Genomic DNA, 18,467 nt, shown 5'->3' on the forward strand with positions numbered 1-18,467 from the left:
GAGCACCGCAGGTTGCCCGTAGCGAAGCGAAGGGACGCAGACTGGGGGCCGCCTTCTCTTTGGTGACTTTCTCTTGGCGGCCTGAGAGAAAGTTACTGCGCCGCCGGGCGCACATCCCGGCCTCCGCCTTTCAACCAAGCATGCGGCTTAAAAATCAGGACAAGGGGACCAGGGATGAGGCCAGGAGCGCGGCCTCAAAACTCCCAGTTGTCAATCAACCGCGTAGCCCCCAACCGCGCCGCCCCCAACACCACCAACGTCCCCAGAGCATCCCCAGCCGTGGCCGGCTGCAAATCCCCCCGCCTCCGCACCGTCAGATAGTCCGGCTGCCACCCCCGCGCCCGCAATCCATCCATCGCCTGCTGCTCCCACTCCACCCCAGGCTGCTGTCCCCAGCGCAAAGCCAACTGGCGCAAGGCCTGCGACAAGGCCACCGCCTCCTGCCGGTCCTGCAGGCCCAGGTAGCCATTGCGCGAACTCAGGGCCAGGCCGTCGGGCGCGCGGGTCGTTTCGCCGGCCACCACGGTGATGGGCAGGGCGAACTGGCGCACCATCTGGCGGATCACCATGAGCTGCTGGTAGTCCTTCTTGCCGAACACCGCCGTGCCGCCGCTCTGGCCCAGCACGCACGCGAACAGCTTCATCACCACCGTGGCCACTCCCGTGAAGAAACCGGGGCGGAACTGGCCTTCCAGCAGGTCGGCCAGGGCCGGGTCGGGGTGCACCTTGAAGGTCTGGGGCTCGGGGTACAGGTCGGCCTCGCGCGGGGCGAACAGCACGTCGCAGCCAGCGGCCTGCAGGCGGCTGCAGTCGGCCTCCCAGGTGCGCGGGTAGCTGTCGAAGTCCTCGTGCGGAAGGAACTGCAGGCGGTTCACGAAGATGCTGGCCACCGTGACGTCGCCCAGGGCTTGGGCCTGCTCCACCAGCGCGATGTGGCCGTCGTGCAGGTTGCCCATGGTGGGCACGAAGGCCGGGCGGCGGTAGGGGGCCAGGGCCTGGCGCAGATCGTCGATGGAATGTGCAATGAGCATGGGTTGTGCCGAAAGGCTGAAAAGCGAATAACAAAAAGTGCGGGCGAGGGCTACCAGGCATGCAGAGCGTTGTCGGGAAAGCGCCCTTCCTTGACGGCGCGCACATAGGCCTCAATGGCCCCACGAACGTTGCCGGCCTCCTGCATGAAGTTGTGGACGAACTTCGGGTTCTTGCCCAGGTTCATGCCCAGCATGTCGTGCAAGACCAGCACCTGGCCGGCCGTGCCGTTGCCTGCACCAATGCCGATGGTGTGGCAGTGCGGCAGCTCGGCTGTCAGGTCGGCCGCCAGCGCCGCAGGCACCATCTCCAGCACCAGCATGGCGGCGCCGGCATCCTGCAGTTCATGCGCCTCTTTGCGCAGCGTGCGCGCCGCATCGTCGCTGCGGCCCTGCACGCGGTAGCCGCCCAGGGCGTGCACGGTCTGCGGCGTCAGGCCCAGGTGGGCGCAGACCGGCACGCCGCGCTGCACCAGGAACTCCACCGTGGGCGCGGTCCAGCCGCCGCCTTCGAGCTTGACCATGTGGGCCCCTGCCTGCATCAGCACGCAGGCGCTGCGCAGCGCCTGTTCGCGGCTCTCGGCATAGGTGCCATAGGGCAGGTCGGCCACCAGCCAGGCCGTGCCCTGCACGCGGTGCAGGCCGCGCGCCACGCTGGCCGTGTGGTAGGCCATGGTGTCCAGGGTGACGCCCACGGTGCTGGGCAGGCCCTGGCAGACCATGCCGAGTGAGTCGCCGACAAGGATGCATTCCACGCCCGCGGCGTCGGCCACGGCCGCAAAGGTCGCGTCGTAGGCCGTGAGCATGCATATCTTCTCGCCCGCATCGCGCATCTGTGCGAGGCGCGGCAGGCTCAGGGGACGGCGTTGCGGCAGCGGCGAGGCCGGCGGCAGCGTGCCGTAGGGCGTGGCGGCGGAAGGCGTTGGATCGGTCATGGGCTCCCCTGGGCAAAATGGCGCGAGTGTAGGGGCTAAGCGGCCGGGACAGCGGTGTCCCAAAACCCGGTGCAAGAAGCCGCTATGCTCGCGCCCCATGATCCATCCCAGCGACGATGAAAAAAGTGCCGACGTGGCAGCCCTGGCCCGTGCCGACGTGGCCCGCGCCCTGGCCGAAGACGTGGGCAGCGGCGATCTGACCGCAGGCCTGATCGACCCTGCGCGCCGCGCCCGTGCGCGCATCCTGGCGCGCGAGGCCGCGGTGATCTGCGGCACGCCTTGGGTGGAGGCGGCCCTGCGCGCGCTCGACCCCGGCGTGCAGCTCACCTGGCATGTGGCCGAGGGCCAGCGCTGCAGCGCCGACCAGGTGGTGCTGGAGATCGAGGGCAGCGCCCGCGCGCTGCTCAGCGCCGAGCGCACGGCGCTCAATTTCCTGCAACTGCTCTCGGCCGTGGCCACCAAGACCGCGACCTATGCGGACGTGGTGGCGGGCACGCGCGCGCGCATCGTGGACACGCGCAAAACCCTGCCCGGCCTGCGCCTTGCGCAGAAGTACGCCGTGCGCGTGGGCGGCGGCACCAACCACCGCATCGGCCTGCACGATGCCTTGCTGATCAAGGAAAACCACATCGCCGCCGCCGGTGGCGTCACCGCGGTGCTGCACGCCGCACAGCAGCAGGTGGGCGCGCGCGCCGCCTTCATCGAGATCGAGGTGGAGACGCTGGCCCAACTGACCGAGGCGCTCGACGCCGGTGCCACCATGGTGCTGCTCGACAACATGCCCCTGGACATGCTGCAAGAAGCCGTGCGCCTCAATGCGGGCCGCGCCATCCTCGAAATCTCGGGCGGCGTCACGCTCGATGGCCTGCGTGCACTGGCCGAGACCGGTGTGGACCGCATCTCCATCGGCACGCTGACCAAGGACGTGAAGGCCATCGACTTCTCGATGCGCCTGCAGGAGCTGTCATGACCGAGGCCATAGCGCTCAGCCGCATCGAGGTCGAGTACGACCAGCCGTTGGATGTGCTGGAGAATGGCGGCGCTGTCTGCTCCACCAAGCACGCCTGGGCCCGCGTGCCGCCCGAGCCCTCGCAGGCCGAGCGCACTGCGCTCAAGGACCGTATCCGCCGCCTGCTCAAGGAAAAGAACGCGGTCATGGTCTCGCACTACTACGTGCACCCCGACCTGCAGGACCTGGCCGAGGAGACCGGCGGCCTGGTCAGCGATTCGCTGGAAATGGCGCGCTTCGGCCGCGACCATGCGGCGCAGACCCTGGTGGTCTCGGGCGTGCGCTTCATGGGCGAGACGGCCAAGATCCTCTCGCCCGATAAGACCGTGCTCATGCCCGACCTCGACGCCACCTGCTCGCTCGACCTGGGCTGCCCGGTGGATGAATTCAGCGCCTTCTGCGATGCGCACCCCGACCGCACGGTGGTGGTGTACGCCAACACCAGCGCGGCGGTGAAGGCGCGGGCCGACTGGCTGGTCACGTCGAGCTGCGCGCTCGAGATCGTTGGTGCCCTCAAGGACGCAGGCCACAGGATCCTGTGGGCGCCCGACCGCCACCTGGGGGCCTACATCCAGCGCGAGACCGGGGCCGACATGCTGTTCTGGAACGGCGCCTGCATCGTGCACGACGAGTTCAAGGCCTTCGAGCTCGAAGCGCTCAAAAAGGAGCATCCTGGCGCCAAGGTGCTGGTACACCCCGAAAGCCCGGCCGATGTGGTGGCGCTGGCCGATGCGGTCGGCTCGACCTCGGCCATCCTCAAGGCCGCGCGCGAGATGGAGGCGCGCGAGTTCATCGTCGCCACCGACAACGGCATGATGCACAAGCTGCGCACGCTCAACCCCGGCAAGACCTTCTACGAAGCCCCCACCGCCGGCAACAGCGCCACCTGCAAGAGCTGCGCGCACTGCCCCTGGATGGCGATGAACGGCCTGGCCGACGTGGCGCGGGTGCTGGAGACCGGTGCCAATGCGGTGCATGTGGAGCCGGCGCTGATCCCGCGCGCGCGCCAGCCCATCGACCGCATGCTGGCCTTCACGGCAGCGCTCAGGGGCGGGCAGTCCGTCCAGGGGCTGGTGCCGAACATCGGGGCGGCATAAGCAGATCGCTTTCTCCTGCATGCCCTCCCGCATCGATTTCACCCGCCCCCAGGAACCCGGCGCACAACGCCTGCGCCATGCCTTCGGCCCGCCGCGCGCGATACTGGTGGCGCATGCGCTGCACGAGGTGCGTGGCGTGCTCGATGCCGTGCATGCGGCAGCGCAGGGCGGCGCCTGGTGCATCGGCTATGTGCGCTACGAGGCGGCTGCCGCCTTCGATGCGGCCCTGCAGACCCACGCCGCCGAGCGGCCGCTGGCCTGGTTCTCGGTGCACGACCAAGCTTTGCCGTGGCCTGATGCCCTGGGGGCCGATGCGCCTGCCGAGGTGGTATGGGCACCCGGTTTGCCGCGTGCTGAATTCGATGTGGCCCTGGACCGCATCCAGCAGGCCATCCGCGATGGCGAGGTCTACCAGGTCAACTACACCGCGCCCTTGCTGGGCCGCGCGCAGGGCAGCGCGCAGGCGCTGTTCGAGGCACTGCACCGCACCCAGCCCGAGGGCTACTGCGCACACATCGACGCCGGTGACGAGCAGGTGCTCTCGGTCTCGCCCGAGCTGTTCTTCGACTGGACCAGCGATGCCACGGGCGGCGACATCCTGGCCCGCCCGATGAAGGGCACGGCATCGCGCGGCGCCACGCCCGAGGCCGACGCCGCGCAGGCCGCGCACCTGCGCACGGCGCCCAAGGAGCGGGCCGAGAACGTGATGGTCGTGGACCTGCTGCGCAACGACCTTTCGCGCATCGCGCAGCCGCACAGCGTGCGCGTGCCCCGGCTGTTCCACACCGAGGCCCTGCCCACGGTGTGGCAGATGACGTCCGACGTGCAGGCGCGCACGCGCCCGGGCACCACGCTCACCGACGTGTTCGCAGCGCTGTTTCCCTGCGGTTCGGTCACGGGTGCGCCCAAGGTGCGCGCCATGCAGCTGATCCGCGAACTTGAACCCGCGCCGCGCGGCGTGTACTGCGGTGCGGTGGGGGTGGTGCGTCCGCATGGGCCGGCAGGGCAGGGCGGTGTGGCTGCGACCTTCAACGTGCCCATCCGCACCGTGGTGCTGCAGGCGCGCGATGGCGCGGTGCAGGCCACCTGCGGCATCGGCAGCGGCATCACCTCGGGCGCCGAGGCCGAGGCCGAATGGCACGAATGGCGCCACAAGCGCGCCTTCGTCGAGCGCGCCAGCGCCGCCTTCGATCTGCTCGAAACCCTGGCGCTGGACCATGGGCGGCCGCGCCATGTGGACGACCATCTGAACCGCATGGCGGCGGCGGCAACGCACTTCGGCTACCCGTGGGACCTTGCGTGCGTGCAGGCCGGCCTGCAGGCCTTGGCCGCCCGGCATGCCAGTGGCGCCTGGCGCGTGCGCCTGCTGCTGGACAGCCGTGGTGCGCCGCGCGCCGAGGCCTTCGCGCTGCAGCCCACGCCCACCCCCGTGCGCCTGCGCCTGGCCGACCGCGCCTTCGACGAGGCCGACAGCGAGTTCGTGCGCCACAAGACCACGCGCCGCGCACACTATGCGGCCTTTGCACCCACTACCCCCGGCGTGTTCGATACGGTGCTGTGGAACCGTGCGGGCGAGATCACCGAGGGCACCTTCGGCAACATCGCCCTGCACCTGGATGGCCGCTGGGTCACGCCGCCGCTGGCCTCTGGCCTGCTGCCCGGCGTGGGGCGTGCCGTGGCCCTGCGCGAGGGGCGCATGGCCGAGGCCGTGGTGCGGATCGAAGACCTGCCACGCGTGGACGGCTGGGCCTTCATCAACAGCCTGCGCGGCTGGCTGGCCGCGCAACTGGTGCCCTGAGCCGCCGGGCTGCACCGTGCACGCGCTCGGGCGCAGCCCGTGCATATACACCATGGCGCGAACGCATTGCTATGCATGCTTATTTTCCGCTGAGTGTGCAAGGGTTTACCCCAGTACTGTCACACAGGCTTTTTCTAATGGACGCAGCTCCCCACCACGGGGTGCCGACCGGCGGAATGCGTGCCGTGCCGCACACCATGCCCCGGTGATCTGCACATTTCGAAAAGAGAAATCCATGAAACTCAAAACCCTTGCCCTCGCGGCACTGACCCTTGCCGCTGCCGCTGGCGCCCAGGCGCAGTCCAGCGTCACCCTGTTCGGCGTGGTCGATGCCTCGCTGGTGCGCATGTCCAGCGACACCAACAGCGTCACCGGTCTGTCCAGCGGCGGCCAGTCCAGCAGCCGCCTGGGCTTTCGCGGCGTGGAAGACCTCGGTGGCGGCCTGAAGGCCGGCTTCTGGCTCGAAGGTGGCCTGGCCACGGACAACGGCACCGCCGCCGGTTTCCGCTTCGACCGCCGCTCCACCGTGAGCATCTCGGGTGGCTTCGGTGAAGTCCGCCTGGGCCGCGACAAGTCGCCCGCCTACCTGAACATCGAGACCTTCGATCCCTTCGGCGATTCGGGCGTGGGCGGCAACAACGGTGCCAACATGGTGGGCAGCGCCACCTCGGCCGCCGGCACGCCCGAAGGCAGCGCCCCCAAGCGCACCAGCAACGGCGTGAACTACCTGCTGCCCGAGCTGGGCGGCTTCTACGGCCAGCTGCAGTACGCCCTGGGCGAGCAGCTGTCCAACCAGGTCAACGACCGCATGGGCAATTCCCTTGCCCTGCGCGCCGGCTATGCCAACGGCCCCCTGAACGTGGCCCTGGCCTATGGCGAGACGCGCGGCGGTGCTGCCACCGCCAGCTCGGTGGACTACAAGGCCAGCAACGTCGGCGTGGCCTACAGCTTCGGCGTGGTCAAGCCCATGTTCCTGTTCGCCACCGAGCGTGGCAACGGCCGCCGCGTGGACATGTATACCTTGGGCGCCACGGTGCCGCTGGGCGTGGGTGAATTGCGCGCCTCGTATGTCAACTTCAAGCGCAAGGACGTGAACAACGCCGACTCGCAGAAGTTCGCCATCGGCTACGGCCACAACCTGTCCAAGCGCACGCAGCTGTACGCCACCGTCGCACGCATCAGCAACGACGGCGCGGCCACGCGCGGCCTGGCCGTGTCTTCGTCCTCGCTGGGCAGCCCTACGATTGGTGCCGGCAACGACGTGACCGGCTACGAGTTCGGCGTGCGCCACACGTTCTGACGGGAGCGGACAGTGGCGGGGACACCTGTTGCAGCGGGTGGCCCGGCCCCTGGGGCCGGCTGTGCGCCTTCCACCTGGTGGGGATGCGAGGGGGGCGCAGCACGGAACGTTTCTCCCGTACAGGAACGACAAAGCCGCTCAGGGCAATGCCCTGGGCGGCTTTATTGTTGGGTGCGTCCGGCAGGGTGCCGGGTCAGAGCTTTTCCTTGGCGTACGAACCGCGGTCCATGTCCACGATCTCCACGCTCAGCTGTACCAGCACACCTTGGGGCCTCGGGGTGAGCTGGCGCAGCACGCCAGCGATCAGTTCCGACATCTCCTTCTTGGCCTCGGGCGTGCGGCCCGAGAGCACACGCAACTGGGCATGCACGAAAGCGCGCTGCGCCGGCGCCGTGCCGATCTCGAAACTGTCGGCCACCACGAAGCGCGTCTTGAGGTCCAGTTCGTCCTGCACCTGGGGGTGGGCACACAGCGCTGCATTGAGCGCGGTCAGCGCCTCGGCCTCGGGGTAGTGCGGCAGGTTGCCGGAGTATTCGACGATGAGATGGGGCATGGCGGTTCCACAGAAATCGGTGCGGCCTGTGCATTGCTGCCGGCGCGGTGATCGAAGGCGCCGCGGGGTGCGCGGCGCAGGGACTGTGGAGTGTATCGGCTCACCGTGGCAACTGCGGGTGGCTGGCGGGTGCTGCGAAGCCCTTTCGAGTCCAAAGGCCATGCTTGACATGGGTCAGGGGGCTTTGACGAAAACAGTGCGCAAACACTTGCCTCTGCACACAATCATGCCGGCCTGGTGCGGTCTCCAGGCTGGCTGCGCATGCCTCTTTGCGTTGTTTTCCCCGCGCTCCGCCCGGCTGCCCGTTTCCCCTGAACCACGCGGAAGGTGTGCGCACACTTGTCTCGGGCGGCGGCGGTATCTACCAACTACCCTCGTCTTCAATACAACCATGACATACCAGAAATTGATTCGACGCGTGACCTTTGCCTGTCTTGCGCTGTGTGCCACCCTGGCGAATGCTCAGGGACCGCATGCGCACTGGGAGTACAAGGGCAAGCATGGCGCAGCCCATTGGGGCGCGCTCGAACAGGGCTTCGAGGCCTGTGCCCGCGGCACCGCCCAGAGCCCTGTCGACATCCGCAAGACGGTCAAGGAGGCCTTGCCGACGCTCGACTTCCAGTATGCATCCGGGGCACCCACCCTGGTCAACAACGGCCACACGGTGCAGGTCAATGTGCCGGCCGGCAGCAAGCTGGTGGTGGGCGGCAAAACCCTGGAGCTGCTGCAGTTCCACTTCCATACGCCCAGCGAGGAGGCCGTGGGCGGCAAGCGCGCCGCGATGGTCGCCCACTTCGTGCACAAGGGCGAGGACGGCGGCCTGGGCGTGGTGGCCGTGCTGATCCAGCCTGGCAACAAGAAGAACCAAGCCTGGGAACCCATCTTCGCGCACCTGCCGCGCGTGGGCGAGCAGGTCACGGTCGATGGCCTGGCGCTGCATCCCGCGGCCCTGCTGCCGGAAAAGCACGGTTACTACAGCTTCGAGGGTTCGCTGACCACGCCGCCGTGCTCGGAAGGCGTGCAGTGGATGGTGCTCAAGGAGCCCGTCAAGCTCAGCGCGCAGCAGATCAAATCGTTCCGCAAGGTCTACAGCGCCAATGCGCGGCCCCTGCAGCCCCTGCACGGGCGCGTGATCAAGGAAAGCACCTGAAGCGAAGCACCCCCTGAGTCGCTTTGCGCCTTCACCCCTCTCTCGTCTCGCTGCGCGAGTCGGGAGGGGGACGCCCCCAGTGCGGCGGGGCGGCCCTTGCACGGGGGCGCTGGCTTGGGCTGCGCCAGTTTCGTGCGTTGCGGGGGGCTCGCAGCGCCTTGCACCTGATGTGACAGGACACACCGAGCAGCCCGGGGCTGCTCGGGCTCAATTCTGTCCCGTTGCGCACCCTGCCGCGTGCCGTTGCAGCGCCTGCAGCAGCTGGTCGACATCCTCTGCGGTGTGCGCGGACGACAGCGCAATGCGCAGCCGCGCCGTGCCGGCCGGCACCGTCGGCGGGCGGATCGCGGGCACCCACAGGCCCTTTGCGCGCAGGCTTTCCATCACCGCCAGTGCGGCTTCGTTGCTGCCGATCACCAGCGCCTGCACGGCGGTGTCCGAGGGCAGCAGGTGCCAGCCCACTGCGGCCGGCAGGGCGGCCAGCCCGCTGCGCAGCTGCGCGATGCGCGCGCCGAGCTGCTGGCGCCGGTCATCGGCCGCCGCGATCAGCTCCAGGCTCTTGCTCAGGGCGCTGGCCAGCAGCGGTGGCGCAGCCGTGGCGAAGATGTAGGTGCGCGTCTTCTGCAGCAGCCATTCGATCAGTGCCCCGTCGCCCGCCACGAAGGCCCCGGCCACGCCGGCGGCCTTGCCCAGCGTCGCCATGTAAAGCACCCGGCGCGATGCGCCGGCCCCGGTGAGTCCCACCTGCGCCAGGCTGCCGCGCCCCTGGGGCCCCAGCACGCCAAAGCCATGGGCGTCGTCGAGCAGCAGCAGGGCATCGAAGCGCTCGCACAGCGCCAGCAGGGCGGGGATGTCTATGAGGTCGCCATCCATGCTGAACACGGCATCGCTGACCACCAGCTTGCGCCGCGCAGGGCTGGCCGCCAGAGCCGCCTCCAGCGCCGCCAGATCGGCATGCGGGTAGCGGTGGATGGTGGCGCGCGACAAGCGCGCACCGTCAATCAGGCAGGCGTGGTTGAGCGCGTCGGAGAACAGCGCATCGCCCTCGCCAACCAGCGCCGGGATGATGCCGGCGTTGGTGGCGTAGCCGGCATAGAAGTACAGGGCGCGCGGCAACTGCACGAAGGCGGCCAGCTCCTGCTCCAGCGCCGCATTGGCCGCGCTGTGCCCGCTGACCAGGGGCGAGCCGCCCGAGCCCACGCCAAAGCTGCGGATGGCTTCGCGCGCGGCTTCGGCCAGCGCCGGGTGGCCGGCCAGGCCCAGGTAGTCGTTGCTGCAAAAGGCCAGCATGGGCTGCCCGTCCACCAGCAGCTGGGCGCCGCCCGCGGGCTGCACCACGCGGCGGCGGCGCAGCAGGTGGGCGCGCTCGATGTCGGCCAGGCGGGCTGGAATCTCGTCGAGCCAGGAGGCGGGCGATGCGCTCATCGCCAGTGCTCCGGCAGGTCGAAGGCCAGCGTGCGCGCGTCGGGCGCGGCCTGGTGCAGCACCTCGGCCAGCAGCGGGGCCTGCAGCCGCGCGCGCAGGTAGGCGATGTTCTCGTCCGCGGCCAGCATCGCGGGGTCCACGCGGTTGGCCACCCAGCCGGCCAGCGTGAGGCCGCGCGCGCGCACGGCCTCGGCCGTGAGCAGCGCATGGTTCAGGCAGCCCAGGCGCAGGCCCACCACCAGCACCACGGGCAGGGCCAGGGCCTGGGCCAGGTCGGCGCCGGTCGCGGTGTCCGACAGCGGCACGTGAAAGCCCCCGGCGCCTTCGACCACCACGGCATCGGCCCCGGCTGCCAAGGCCTGGTAGCTGCGCACGATGGCCGCGGTGTCGATCTGCAAGCCCGCGCGTGCCGCCGCGATGTGCGGCGACAGCGGGTCGGGCAGCAGCACCGGGTTGTCCAGCGCCGCCGGCACGGCCACGGTGGAGGCGGCGCGCAGCGCGATGGCGTCTTCGCTCGCAACGTCGTTGCCCCAGGGCACCACACCGGCGGCCACGGGCTTCATGCCGACCACGCGGCGGTGGTGCCGTGCCAGCGCGTGCAGCAGGCCGGCGGACACCAGCGTCTTGCCCACGCCGGTGTCGGTACCGGTCACAAAACAGGCGATGGCCATCAGCAAGTCTCCTCGTTCAGGGTGGCGTCGAGCGCGTCGAGCGCGCCGCCGGCCAGGCAGCCGATGGCCTCGGCATCTAGCACATAGGGCGGCATGGCATACAGCGTGTTGCCGATGGGGCGCAGCACCAGGCCGCCGGCCATGGCGTGCTGGTGGTAGCGGCGCGAAAAGTCGGGCAGAGTGGTTGCGATGTCCCAGGCCCAGACCATGCCCAGGCGGCGCGCGTGGCGCACGCGCGGGTGCCGGGCCAGGGGTGCGCAGGCCGTGTCGATGCGCTGCGCCAGGGCCCGGTTGGCGTTCAGCGCATCCAACTGGTCGAACAGCTCCAGCGTGGCCAGGGCCGCGCGGCAGGCCAGCGGGTTGCCGGTGTACGAGTGCGAGTGCAGAAAGCCGCGCGCCACCTCGTCGGCATAGAAGGCCTGGTAGACGGTGTCCGTGGTGAGCACCGCCGACAGCGGCAGGGTGCCGCCCGTGAGGCCCTTGGACAGGCAGATGAAGTCGGGCCGGATGCCCGCCTGCTGGTGCGCGAACAGGCTGCCCGTGCGGCCGAAGCCCGTGGCGATCTCGTCCACCACCAGATGCACCTCGTAGCGGTCGCACAGCGCGCGCGCCAGGCGCAGGTATTCGGGGTCGTGCAGGGCCATGCCGGCCGCGCACTGCACCAGGGGTTCCACGATCAGGGCCGCAGTGTCGGCATGGTGCTCGGCCAGCCAGGCTTCGAGCGCGGCGGCGCTGCGCCGGGCCACGTCCGCGGGCGTCTCTCCGGGCGCAGCCTGGCGCGCATCGGGGCTGGGCACCGTGGCGGCCAGGCGCACCAGCGGGGCATAGGCCTCGCGGAACAGTGCGATGTCGGTCACGGCCAGTGCCCCCACGGTCTCGCCATGGTAGCCGCCGGCCAGGCCCACGAAGCGGCTCTTGCCCGGGCGGCCGGTGTTGCGCCAGTAGTGGGCGCTCATCTTGAGTGCGATCTCGGTGGCGGCTGCGCCGTCGCTGCCGTAGAAGGCATGGCCCAGGCCCGTGAGTGCAGAGAGGCGCTCCGACAGCTCGACCACCGGCGCATGCGTGAAGCCGGCCAGCATCACGTGGTCCAGCCGCTCCATCTGGTCGGCCAGGGCGGCCTTGATGTGCGGGTGGCTGTGGCCGAACAGGTTGACCCACCAGGAGCTGATGCCATCGAGGTAGCGCCGGCCGTCGGTGCCGTAGAGCCAGGGGCCTTGTGCGCGCGCAATGGCCACGGGCGGCTGGGCCTCGTGCCGCTTCATCTGCGTGCAGGGGTGCCAGACATGGGCCAGGCTGCGGGCGACCAGATTGTCGCCGGCCGTCTTGGGTGCAATCGTGGCCATCACTGCGGCACAAAATCCAGCGCGCAGCTGTCGCCCAGGGCCTCGCGCCATACGCGCACGCGGCTCACGCGTGGGCGCAGTTCGGCAGGCAGGGCCTGGGCGATGAACAGGCACAGGTTTTCGAGCGTGGGGATGCCCAGCCCAGGCACTTCGTCGAGCATGTGGTGGTCGAGCTGCTCGCGCACCACGTCCAGCCCCCGGCGCAGCAGGCCCAGGTCCAGCACCATGCCGGTGGCGGGGTCGCGCGGGCCGCTGAGCGAGACCTCGGCGTGGTAGGTATGGCCGTGGATGCGGCGGCTGCCCTCGGCCTCGATATCGCGGCGCAAGGTGTGGGCTGCATCGAAGAAGAAGCGCTGGGAGATGGTGAACTGCATGGGGAAAAACGACCGGAAAGGTCCGTGGTGCCTACCGGATGCCGGTGAGCTTGTGGGTCTGCAGGCTCAGCCGCCACGCCGGGTGGGCCAGGCAGGCGTCGATGCAGGCGGCGGTGTTCTCGCGCTGCAAGGGGCCATCCATAGGCTGCAGGAAGCGGTGGGCGAACGCCGTGCCGTGCTCAAGTGCCTGCAGGTCGAAGCCTGGCTGGGGCCAGACCAGCTTGAGCTCCTGCCCGCTGCGCTGCACGAAGGGCGCGCCCGCCTTGGGGCTGATGCACAGCCAGTCGATGCCCTCGGGCGCCTGCACGGTGCCGTTGCTTTCCACCGCAATGCGGAACTGCTGCGCGTGCAAGGCGCCGATGAGCGCGGCATCCACCTGCAGCAGGGGCTCGCCGCCGGTGAGCACCACCAGGCGGTGGCCCGCGCCCGCCGGCCATTGCGCGGCGATCGTGGTGGCCAGCGCGTCGGCATCGGCGAACTTGCCGCCCAGGGTGCCGTCGGTGCCCACGAAGTCGGTATCGCAGAAACGGCAGATGGCGCTGGCGCGGTCGGCCTCGCGGCCACTCCAGAGGTTGCAGCCCGCAAAGCGGCAGAACACGGCGGGCATGCCCGCCTGCCCGCCTTCGCCCTGCAGGGTGTAGAAGATTTCCTTGACGGCGTAAGTCATGCGTTCACACCTTGTCAGGCCACTGGTGGCACGAGGATGGTGGGCGCGGCGGGGGCGGTCAGCTCGGGGTAGTCGCGGCTGTAGTGCAGGCCCCGGCTCTCACGGCGCATCTGCGCGCTGCGCACGATGAGCTCGGCCACCTGCACCAGGTTGCGCAGCTCCAGCAGGTCGCGCGTGACGTGGAAGTGCGAGTAGAACTCGTGGATCTCGCCCTGCAGCAGCGCGATGCGGTGGGCCGCGCGTTCGAGCCGCTTGTTGGTGCGCACGATGCCCACGTAGTCCCACATGAAGCGGCGCAGCTCGTCCCAGTTGTGCGAAATGACCACGCACTCGTCGGCGTCGGTCACGCGGCTGTCGTCCCATTGCGGCAGCGCGGGCAGCTCCGCCGCCGGTGCCGCCGCGATGGCCTGGGCGGCCGCGCGCGCGAAGACCATGCATTCGACCAGCGAGTTGCTGGCCAGGCGGTTGGCGCCGTGCAGGCCGGTGCAGGCCGTCTCGCCGATGGCGAACAGGCCGGGCAGGTCGGTGCGGCCTGCCAGGTCGGTGAGCACGCCGCCGCAGGTGTAGTGCGCGGCCGGCACCACGGGGATGGGCTCCTTCGTGATGTCGATCCCGAGCTCGGCACAGCGCGCCAGGATGTTGGGGAAGTGCTCCTGCAAAAACGCAGGGCTCTGGTGCGAGATGTCCAGGTGCACGCAATCGAGGCCACGCTTTTTCATCTCGTAGTCGATGGCGCGGGCCACCACGTCACGCGGCGCGAGTTCGGCGCGCTCGTCGTGCTGCGGCATGAAGCGCGTGCCGCCGGCGGCAGCCGGCAGCTTGAGCAGGCCGCCTTCGCCGCGCACGGCCTCGGTGATCAGGAAGGATTTGGCGTGCGGGTGGTACAGGCAGGTCGGGTGGAACTGGATGAACTCCAGATTCGCCACGCGGCAGCCCGCGCGCCAGGCGGCCGCGATGCCATCGCCCGTGGCGGTGTCGGGGTTGGTGGTGTACAGGTAGACCTTGCCGGCGCCGCCCGTGGCCAGTATGGTCTGCGGCGCGCGGAAGGTGAGGACCTCGTCGGTGGCCTCGTCCAGCGCGTACAGGCCCAGGCAGCGGTCGGCCCCCTTGGCGCCTAGCTTGCGCGCGGTGACCAGGTCCACCAGCGTGTGCTGCTCGAACAGGGCGATGCCCGGCGTGGCGCGCACCACGTCGATCAAGGTGCGCTGCACGGCCGCGCCCGTGGCGTCGGTGGCGTGCACGATGCGCCGCGCGCTGTGGCCGCCTTCGCGCGTGAGGTGCAGGGCGCCGTCCTCCAGCGAAAACGGCACGCCCAGCTGCTGCAGCCAGGCGATGGCTTCGGGCGCGTTCTCCACCACGAAGCGGGTGGCCGCCAGGTCGCACAGGCCGGCCCCTGCGACCAGGGTGTCGTCCACATGGGCGCCAAAGCTGTCGCCCTCGGCCAGCACGGCGGCAATGCCGCCCTGGGCCCAGGCGCTGGCGCCGTCGTGCAGCTGGCGCTTGGTGACCACGGCCACGCGGTGCGTGGGCGCCAGGTGCAGTGCCGCAGAGAGGCCGGCGAGGCCGCTGCCTACGATGAGAACGTCGAAGTCGAGAGATGCCATGGCGTGCGTTGAGAGGGAGTCGAACAGGGCCATGGCCGCCTGCCATGGCCAGAAATCAGGCGGCGGTCTTCGTCAGGCGGGCGTATAGGCCAGGCGCACGTAGATGGGCGCAAACGCCTCGGCCTGGGTGATCTCGATCAGGGTTTCCTTGGCCAGCTCCAGCAGGGCGATGAAGGTCACCACCAGCACGGTGCTGCCGCGCTCGGGCTCGAAGAGTTCCTCGAACTCCACGAAACGGCGGCCCTGCAGGGTCTTGAGCACCATGCTCATGTACTCGCGCACCGACAGCTCCTCGCGCGTGATCTTGTGGTGCTGCACCAGCTTGGCACGCTTCATGATGTCGCGCCAGGCCTCCTGCAGTTCCACCACGTGCACATCGGGAAAGCGCGGCTGCAGGCTCTGCTCGATGTAGACCTGCGCCCTGAGGAAGTCGCGCCCATACTGCGGCAGTTGTGACAGGCGAGCGCCGGCCATCTTCATCTGTTCGTACTCGAGCAGGCGGCGCACCAGCTCGGCCCGTGGGTCCTCGGCCTCCTCGCTGCCCTCCTGCTTCTTGGGCGGCAGCAGCATGCGCGACTTGATCTCGATCAGCATCGCGGCCATCAGCAGGTATTCGGCCGCCAGTTCCAGGTTGCGGCTGCGGATCTCGTCCACATACGCCAGGTACTGCTTGGTGACCCCGACCATGGGGATGTCGAGGATGTTGAAGTTCTGCTTTCTGATCAGGTAGAGCAGCAGATCCAGCGGCCCTTCGAAGGCTTCGAGGAAGACTTCGAGCGCATCGGGCGGGATGTACAGGTCGTTGGGCAGGGCGAACAGGGGCTCGCCGTACAGGCGCGCCAGGGCCACCTGGTCCACCACGTTGGGCATGCCCTGGTCCCGCGCCTGGGCCACAGGCGCTTCGGCTTCGCTGGCGCTGCTCATCGGCTGCTACGCAAAAGATAGCGTCAGGCGCATTGCCTGCAATGCGATCAGTCGGCGTTGGTCTGGTAGACGTAGGGCTTTTGCTCGACCTGGCCTTCGCGGTAGTCTCCCCAGATCTTGCGGTCCACCTGCTTGTCCCAGAGCAGGGCGCGGCCGGCCTGTTGCTGGGCGTCGAGTTCGGGCCGGCTCGCCTTGAGCTGGTTGATGAACTGTGTGGTGTCGGATTGGTAGTCGGGGCGGCGGAAAATGGACATGGACTGGTAACCTCTTTTCCCTGATTTTACCGGGATGGCCCCATGACTCCATTTTTTCGCGTTCTTTCCGCCCTGGTCCTGGGGCTGGCGCTGCTGGCCACCACGGGGTGCGACCCCCAGCGCATCAGCGAACTGCAGCCCGGCGTGTCCACCGAAACCGATGTGCGCGAGCGCTTCGGCGAGCCCGAAAACGTCTGGAACACCGACGCCGGCGTGCGCACTTTCGAGTACAACCGCCAGCCGGCCGGCCAGGTCAACTACATGATCGACCTGGGCGCGGACGGCAAGCTGATCGCTGTGCGCCAAGTGCTCACGCCCGAGAATTTTGCCAAGGTGCAGCCCGGCATGCCCCTGGACACCGTGCGCCGCATGCTGGGCAAGGCGGCCAAGGTGGCGCCGTACCCGCTCAAGAACGAGACCCATGTGCAGTGGCGCTTTGCCAATGCACGCAACGAGCCGCAGGTGTTCACCGTGGTCCAGGGGCCGGGCGCCATGGTGCTGCGCACCGAGACAGGGCCTGATCTGGATGCGCCGGAGTTCAAGGGCGGCAAGTAGCCGCGGTTAGACGTTGACGCCGGTGCTGCCCTGGGCTGCCAGCCGGTCGGCAAAGCCCGAGCGTTCCATCAGCGAGCGGGGTTGCTCGTGCAGGTGCACGATGTGCAGTATTCCACCGCGCTGCTGCACCGCCTTGAGCACCTGGGCCAGGGCGTCGAGGCCGGTGGTGTCCAGGGCCACGAGCTCGCTGGCGTCCAGCACCACGTCCATGCCGGCCGGGCCGGCCTCGACCGCCTGGATGATGGGGTCGATCTTGGCGGCCGCGCCGAAGAACAGCGCGCCGTGCAGGCGCCATGCCTGGGCGGGGCGGCCGTGCGCATCCGCTGCCGTTGGCTGCAGCTCGGCCTTGAAGAGCCGGCTCATGCGGCGCACGAACAGCGCACAGGCCAAAAGCAGGCCCACTTCCACCGCCACCGTGAGGTCGAACACCACCGTGAGGAAGAAGGTGCCCAGCATCAGCAGCCGGTAGTGGTTGCTGAACTGGCGCAGGCGCGCGAACTCGTGCCACTCGCCCATGTTCCAGGCCACGAACAGCAAAATGCCCGCGAGCACGGCCAGCGGAATGTGCAGCGCCAGCGGGGCCGCGGCCAGCACGATCACGGCCAGCGTGGCGGCATGCACGATGCCGGCCACCGGCGAGGTGGCGCCCGAGCGGATGTTGGTGACCGTGCGCGCAATCGTGCCCGTGGCCGGCATGCCGCCGAAGAAAGGCACGACCAGGTTGGCCACGCCCTGGGCCATGAGCTCCTGGTTGGGGTCGTGCTTGCGGTGGTGGGCGTCGGTGGCCAACTGGTCGGCCACGCGGGCGCACAGCAGCGACTCGATGGCGCCCAGCAGGGCGATGGTGAGCGTGGGCGTGACCAAGAGGCGCACGGTCTCCCACGAGAAATCGGGCAGCTCGAACGTGGGCAGCCCCTGCGGAATGCCGCCGAAGCGCGAGCCGATGGTCTCCACCGGGAAATCCAGCACAAAGGCCAGCAGGCTCAGCGTGACCAGGGCCACCACGGGCCCGGGCACGCGTGCGAAGCTGCGCACGCTGTAGCCTTCCATGAGGCGCACCACCGGCGATCCTTGCATGAACAGGCGTGGCCACACGAACAGCCCCACCAGGCAGGCCGTGCCCAGGCCGAAGGCATAGGGGTTGAAGCTGCCGATGTGGTGCGCCAGCGTGCCCACCTGCGAGAAGAAGTCGCCCGGCATGCGGGCGATGGACAGGCCCAGCCAGTCCTTGAGCTGCGACAGCGCGATCAGCACGGCGATGCCGTTGGTGAAGCCGATCACGATGCCCACTGGCACGAAGCGCACCAGCGTGCCCAGCCGGAACAGGCCCAGCAGCACCAGCAGCGCGCCCGCGCAGGCGGTGGAAATGAGCAGGTTGGCCACGCCGTAGCGCTCGACGATGCCGTAGACGATGACGATGAAGGCCCCCGCCGGCCCGCCGATCTGCACATTGGTGCCGCCCAGCGCCGAGATCAGGAAGCCCGCGATGATGGCCGTCCACAGACCTGCCCCGGGCGGCAGGCCGCTGGCGATGGCAAAGGCCATGGCCAGGGGCAGCGCGACGATGCCCACGGTGATGCCCGCGCCCACGTCGGCAAGGCAACGGCTGCGGCTGTAGCCGTTCAGGGCATCGATCAACCGGGGGTGGAAGGCGAAGGACAGCTGCATGGCGGTGGGAGCCAGTGTATTCCCCGGTGCAGCGGGCGCAAGCCCAGGTGGCGGCGCTGACCGGGTTTCGGGGCGCGGGGCCGGCAAGCATGTCCCGTGCCGGAAGCCCTGG

18 protein-coding genes are annotated in these 18,467 nt (G+C 69.3%); 6 read left to right on the forward strand and 12 right to left on the reverse strand.

Annotated elements, in window-relative coordinates:
* Nucleotides 1–194 precede the first annotated feature (194 nt).
* Nucleotides 195–1,031 carry a pantoate--beta-alanine ligase gene (panC, locus tag AC07X5_RS26170; RefSeq protein WP_494772509.1) on the reverse strand — a complete coding sequence of 279 codons (837 nt, stop codon included), beginning with the start codon at nucleotides 1,029–1,031 and terminating at the stop codon, nucleotides 195–197.
* A 50-nt stretch (nucleotides 1,032–1,081) separates the two neighbouring features.
* The gene (panB, locus tag AC07X5_RS26175; protein WP_409957719.1) at nucleotides 1,082–1,963 is read right to left on the reverse strand and encodes a 3-methyl-2-oxobutanoate hydroxymethyltransferase; all 882 of its coding nucleotides are present in this window, start codon (nucleotides 1,961–1,963) and stop codon (nucleotides 1,082–1,084) included.
* Nucleotides 1,964–2,060: 97 nt separating this feature from the next.
* Here panB and nadC point away from each other — a divergent pair, with 97 nt between their 5' ends.
* The 4 genes from nadC to AC07X5_RS26195 all read left to right on the forward strand — a co-directional run bounded on the left by nadC (nucleotide 2,061) and on the right by AC07X5_RS26195 (nucleotide 7,167).
* Nucleotides 2,061–2,933, forward strand: coding sequence for a carboxylating nicotinate-nucleotide diphosphorylase (gene nadC, locus AC07X5_RS26180; protein WP_494772510.1), 873 nt, complete (start codon nucleotides 2,061–2,063; stop codon nucleotides 2,931–2,933).
* Entirely contained in the window at nucleotides 2,930–4,069 is a 1,140-nt protein-coding gene (gene nadA / locus AC07X5_RS26185; protein ID WP_494772511.1) for a quinolinate synthase NadA, read from the forward strand. The genes nadC and nadA overlap by 4 nt, the downstream gene beginning before the upstream one ends.
* 19 nt (nucleotides 4,070–4,088) lie before the next feature.
* Entirely contained in the window at nucleotides 4,089–5,867 is a 1,779-nt protein-coding gene (locus AC07X5_RS26190; RefSeq protein WP_494772512.1) for a chorismate-binding protein, read from the forward strand.
* 235 nt (nucleotides 5,868–6,102) lie between these two features.
* Nucleotides 6,103–7,167, forward strand: coding sequence for a porin (locus AC07X5_RS26195; protein ID WP_409957723.1), 1,065 nt, complete (start codon nucleotides 6,103–6,105; stop codon nucleotides 7,165–7,167).
* Between the two features lie 193 nt (nucleotides 7,168–7,360).
* Here the strand turns inward: AC07X5_RS26195 and AC07X5_RS26200 are convergent, their stop codons facing one another.
* Nucleotides 7,361–7,720: a 5-carboxymethyl-2-hydroxymuconate Delta-isomerase gene (locus AC07X5_RS26200; RefSeq protein WP_409957724.1), complete on the reverse strand. Its 360-nt coding sequence runs from the start codon at nucleotides 7,718–7,720 to the stop codon at nucleotides 7,361–7,363.
* 391 nt (nucleotides 7,721–8,111) lie between these two features.
* On the opposite strand from AC07X5_RS26200, the gene AC07X5_RS26205 reads away from it, so the two are divergent.
* Nucleotides 8,112–8,870 (forward strand): carbonic anhydrase, encoded by a 759-nt coding sequence (locus AC07X5_RS26205; RefSeq protein ID WP_494772513.1) that lies wholly within the window; start codon nucleotides 8,112–8,114, stop codon nucleotides 8,868–8,870.
* Nucleotides 8,871–9,077: 207 nt separating this feature from the next.
* On the opposite strand, the gene bioF is transcribed toward AC07X5_RS26205, so the two are convergent.
* The 8 genes from bioF to AC07X5_RS26245 form a co-directional block, all read right to left on the reverse strand.
* Complete coding sequence (gene bioF / locus AC07X5_RS26210; protein WP_494772514.1) at nucleotides 9,078–10,295, reverse strand: 8-amino-7-oxononanoate synthase; 1,218 nt, start codon at nucleotides 10,293–10,295, stop codon at nucleotides 9,078–9,080.
* The gene (bioD, locus tag AC07X5_RS26215; RefSeq protein ID WP_494772515.1) at nucleotides 10,292–10,966 is read right to left on the reverse strand and encodes a dethiobiotin synthase; all 675 of its coding nucleotides are present in this window, start codon (nucleotides 10,964–10,966) and stop codon (nucleotides 10,292–10,294) included. The genes bioF and bioD overlap by 4 nt, the downstream gene beginning before the upstream one ends.
* On the reverse strand, nucleotides 10,966–12,309 hold the full coding sequence (gene bioA / locus AC07X5_RS26220) for an adenosylmethionine--8-amino-7-oxononanoate transaminase (RefSeq protein WP_494772516.1): 1,344 nt from the start codon (nucleotides 12,307–12,309) through the stop codon (nucleotides 10,966–10,968). Before bioA ends, bioD begins: the two co-directional genes overlap by 1 nt.
* Entirely contained in the window at nucleotides 12,309–12,683 is a 375-nt protein-coding gene (locus tag AC07X5_RS26225; protein WP_409957729.1) for a 6-carboxytetrahydropterin synthase, read from the reverse strand. Before AC07X5_RS26225 ends, bioA begins: the two co-directional genes overlap by 1 nt.
* Before the next feature lie 31 nt (nucleotides 12,684–12,714).
* Nucleotides 12,715–13,350 carry a 7-carboxy-7-deazaguanine synthase gene (gene queE / locus AC07X5_RS26230; RefSeq protein ID WP_494772517.1) on the reverse strand — a complete coding sequence of 212 codons (636 nt, stop codon included), beginning with the start codon at nucleotides 13,348–13,350 and terminating at the stop codon, nucleotides 12,715–12,717.
* A gap of 14 nt (nucleotides 13,351–13,364) precedes the next feature.
* The gene (gene nadB, locus AC07X5_RS26235) at nucleotides 13,365–14,954 is read right to left on the reverse strand and encodes an L-aspartate oxidase (protein WP_494772518.1); all 1,590 of its coding nucleotides are present in this window, start codon (nucleotides 14,952–14,954) and stop codon (nucleotides 13,365–13,367) included.
* Nucleotides 14,955–15,026: 72 nt separating this feature from the next.
* Nucleotides 15,027–15,878 carry a segregation and condensation protein A gene (locus tag AC07X5_RS26240; protein WP_494772519.1) on the reverse strand — a complete coding sequence of 284 codons (852 nt, stop codon included), beginning with the start codon at nucleotides 15,876–15,878 and terminating at the stop codon, nucleotides 15,027–15,029.
* A 47-nt stretch (nucleotides 15,879–15,925) separates the two neighbouring features.
* Nucleotides 15,926–16,132: a DUF3460 family protein gene (locus tag AC07X5_RS26245; RefSeq protein WP_409957733.1), complete on the reverse strand. Its 207-nt coding sequence runs from the start codon at nucleotides 16,130–16,132 to the stop codon at nucleotides 15,926–15,928.
* Nucleotides 16,133–16,174: 42 nt separating this feature from the next.
* On the opposite strand from AC07X5_RS26245, the gene AC07X5_RS26250 reads away from it, so the two are divergent.
* Nucleotides 16,175–16,687: an outer membrane protein assembly factor BamE gene (locus AC07X5_RS26250; RefSeq protein WP_409957734.1), complete on the forward strand. Its 513-nt coding sequence runs from the start codon at nucleotides 16,175–16,177 to the stop codon at nucleotides 16,685–16,687.
* A 6-nt stretch (nucleotides 16,688–16,693) separates the two neighbouring features.
* On the opposite strand, the gene AC07X5_RS26255 is transcribed toward AC07X5_RS26250, so the two are convergent.
* Nucleotides 16,694–18,355 carry a SulP family inorganic anion transporter gene (locus tag AC07X5_RS26255; protein WP_494772520.1) on the reverse strand — a complete coding sequence of 554 codons (1,662 nt, stop codon included), beginning with the start codon at nucleotides 18,353–18,355 and terminating at the stop codon, nucleotides 16,694–16,696.
* Between the last annotated feature and the right edge of the window lie 112 nt (nucleotides 18,356–18,467).

Source organism: Acidovorax sp. GW458-11-26-14-TSB4 (assembly GCF_059423865.1).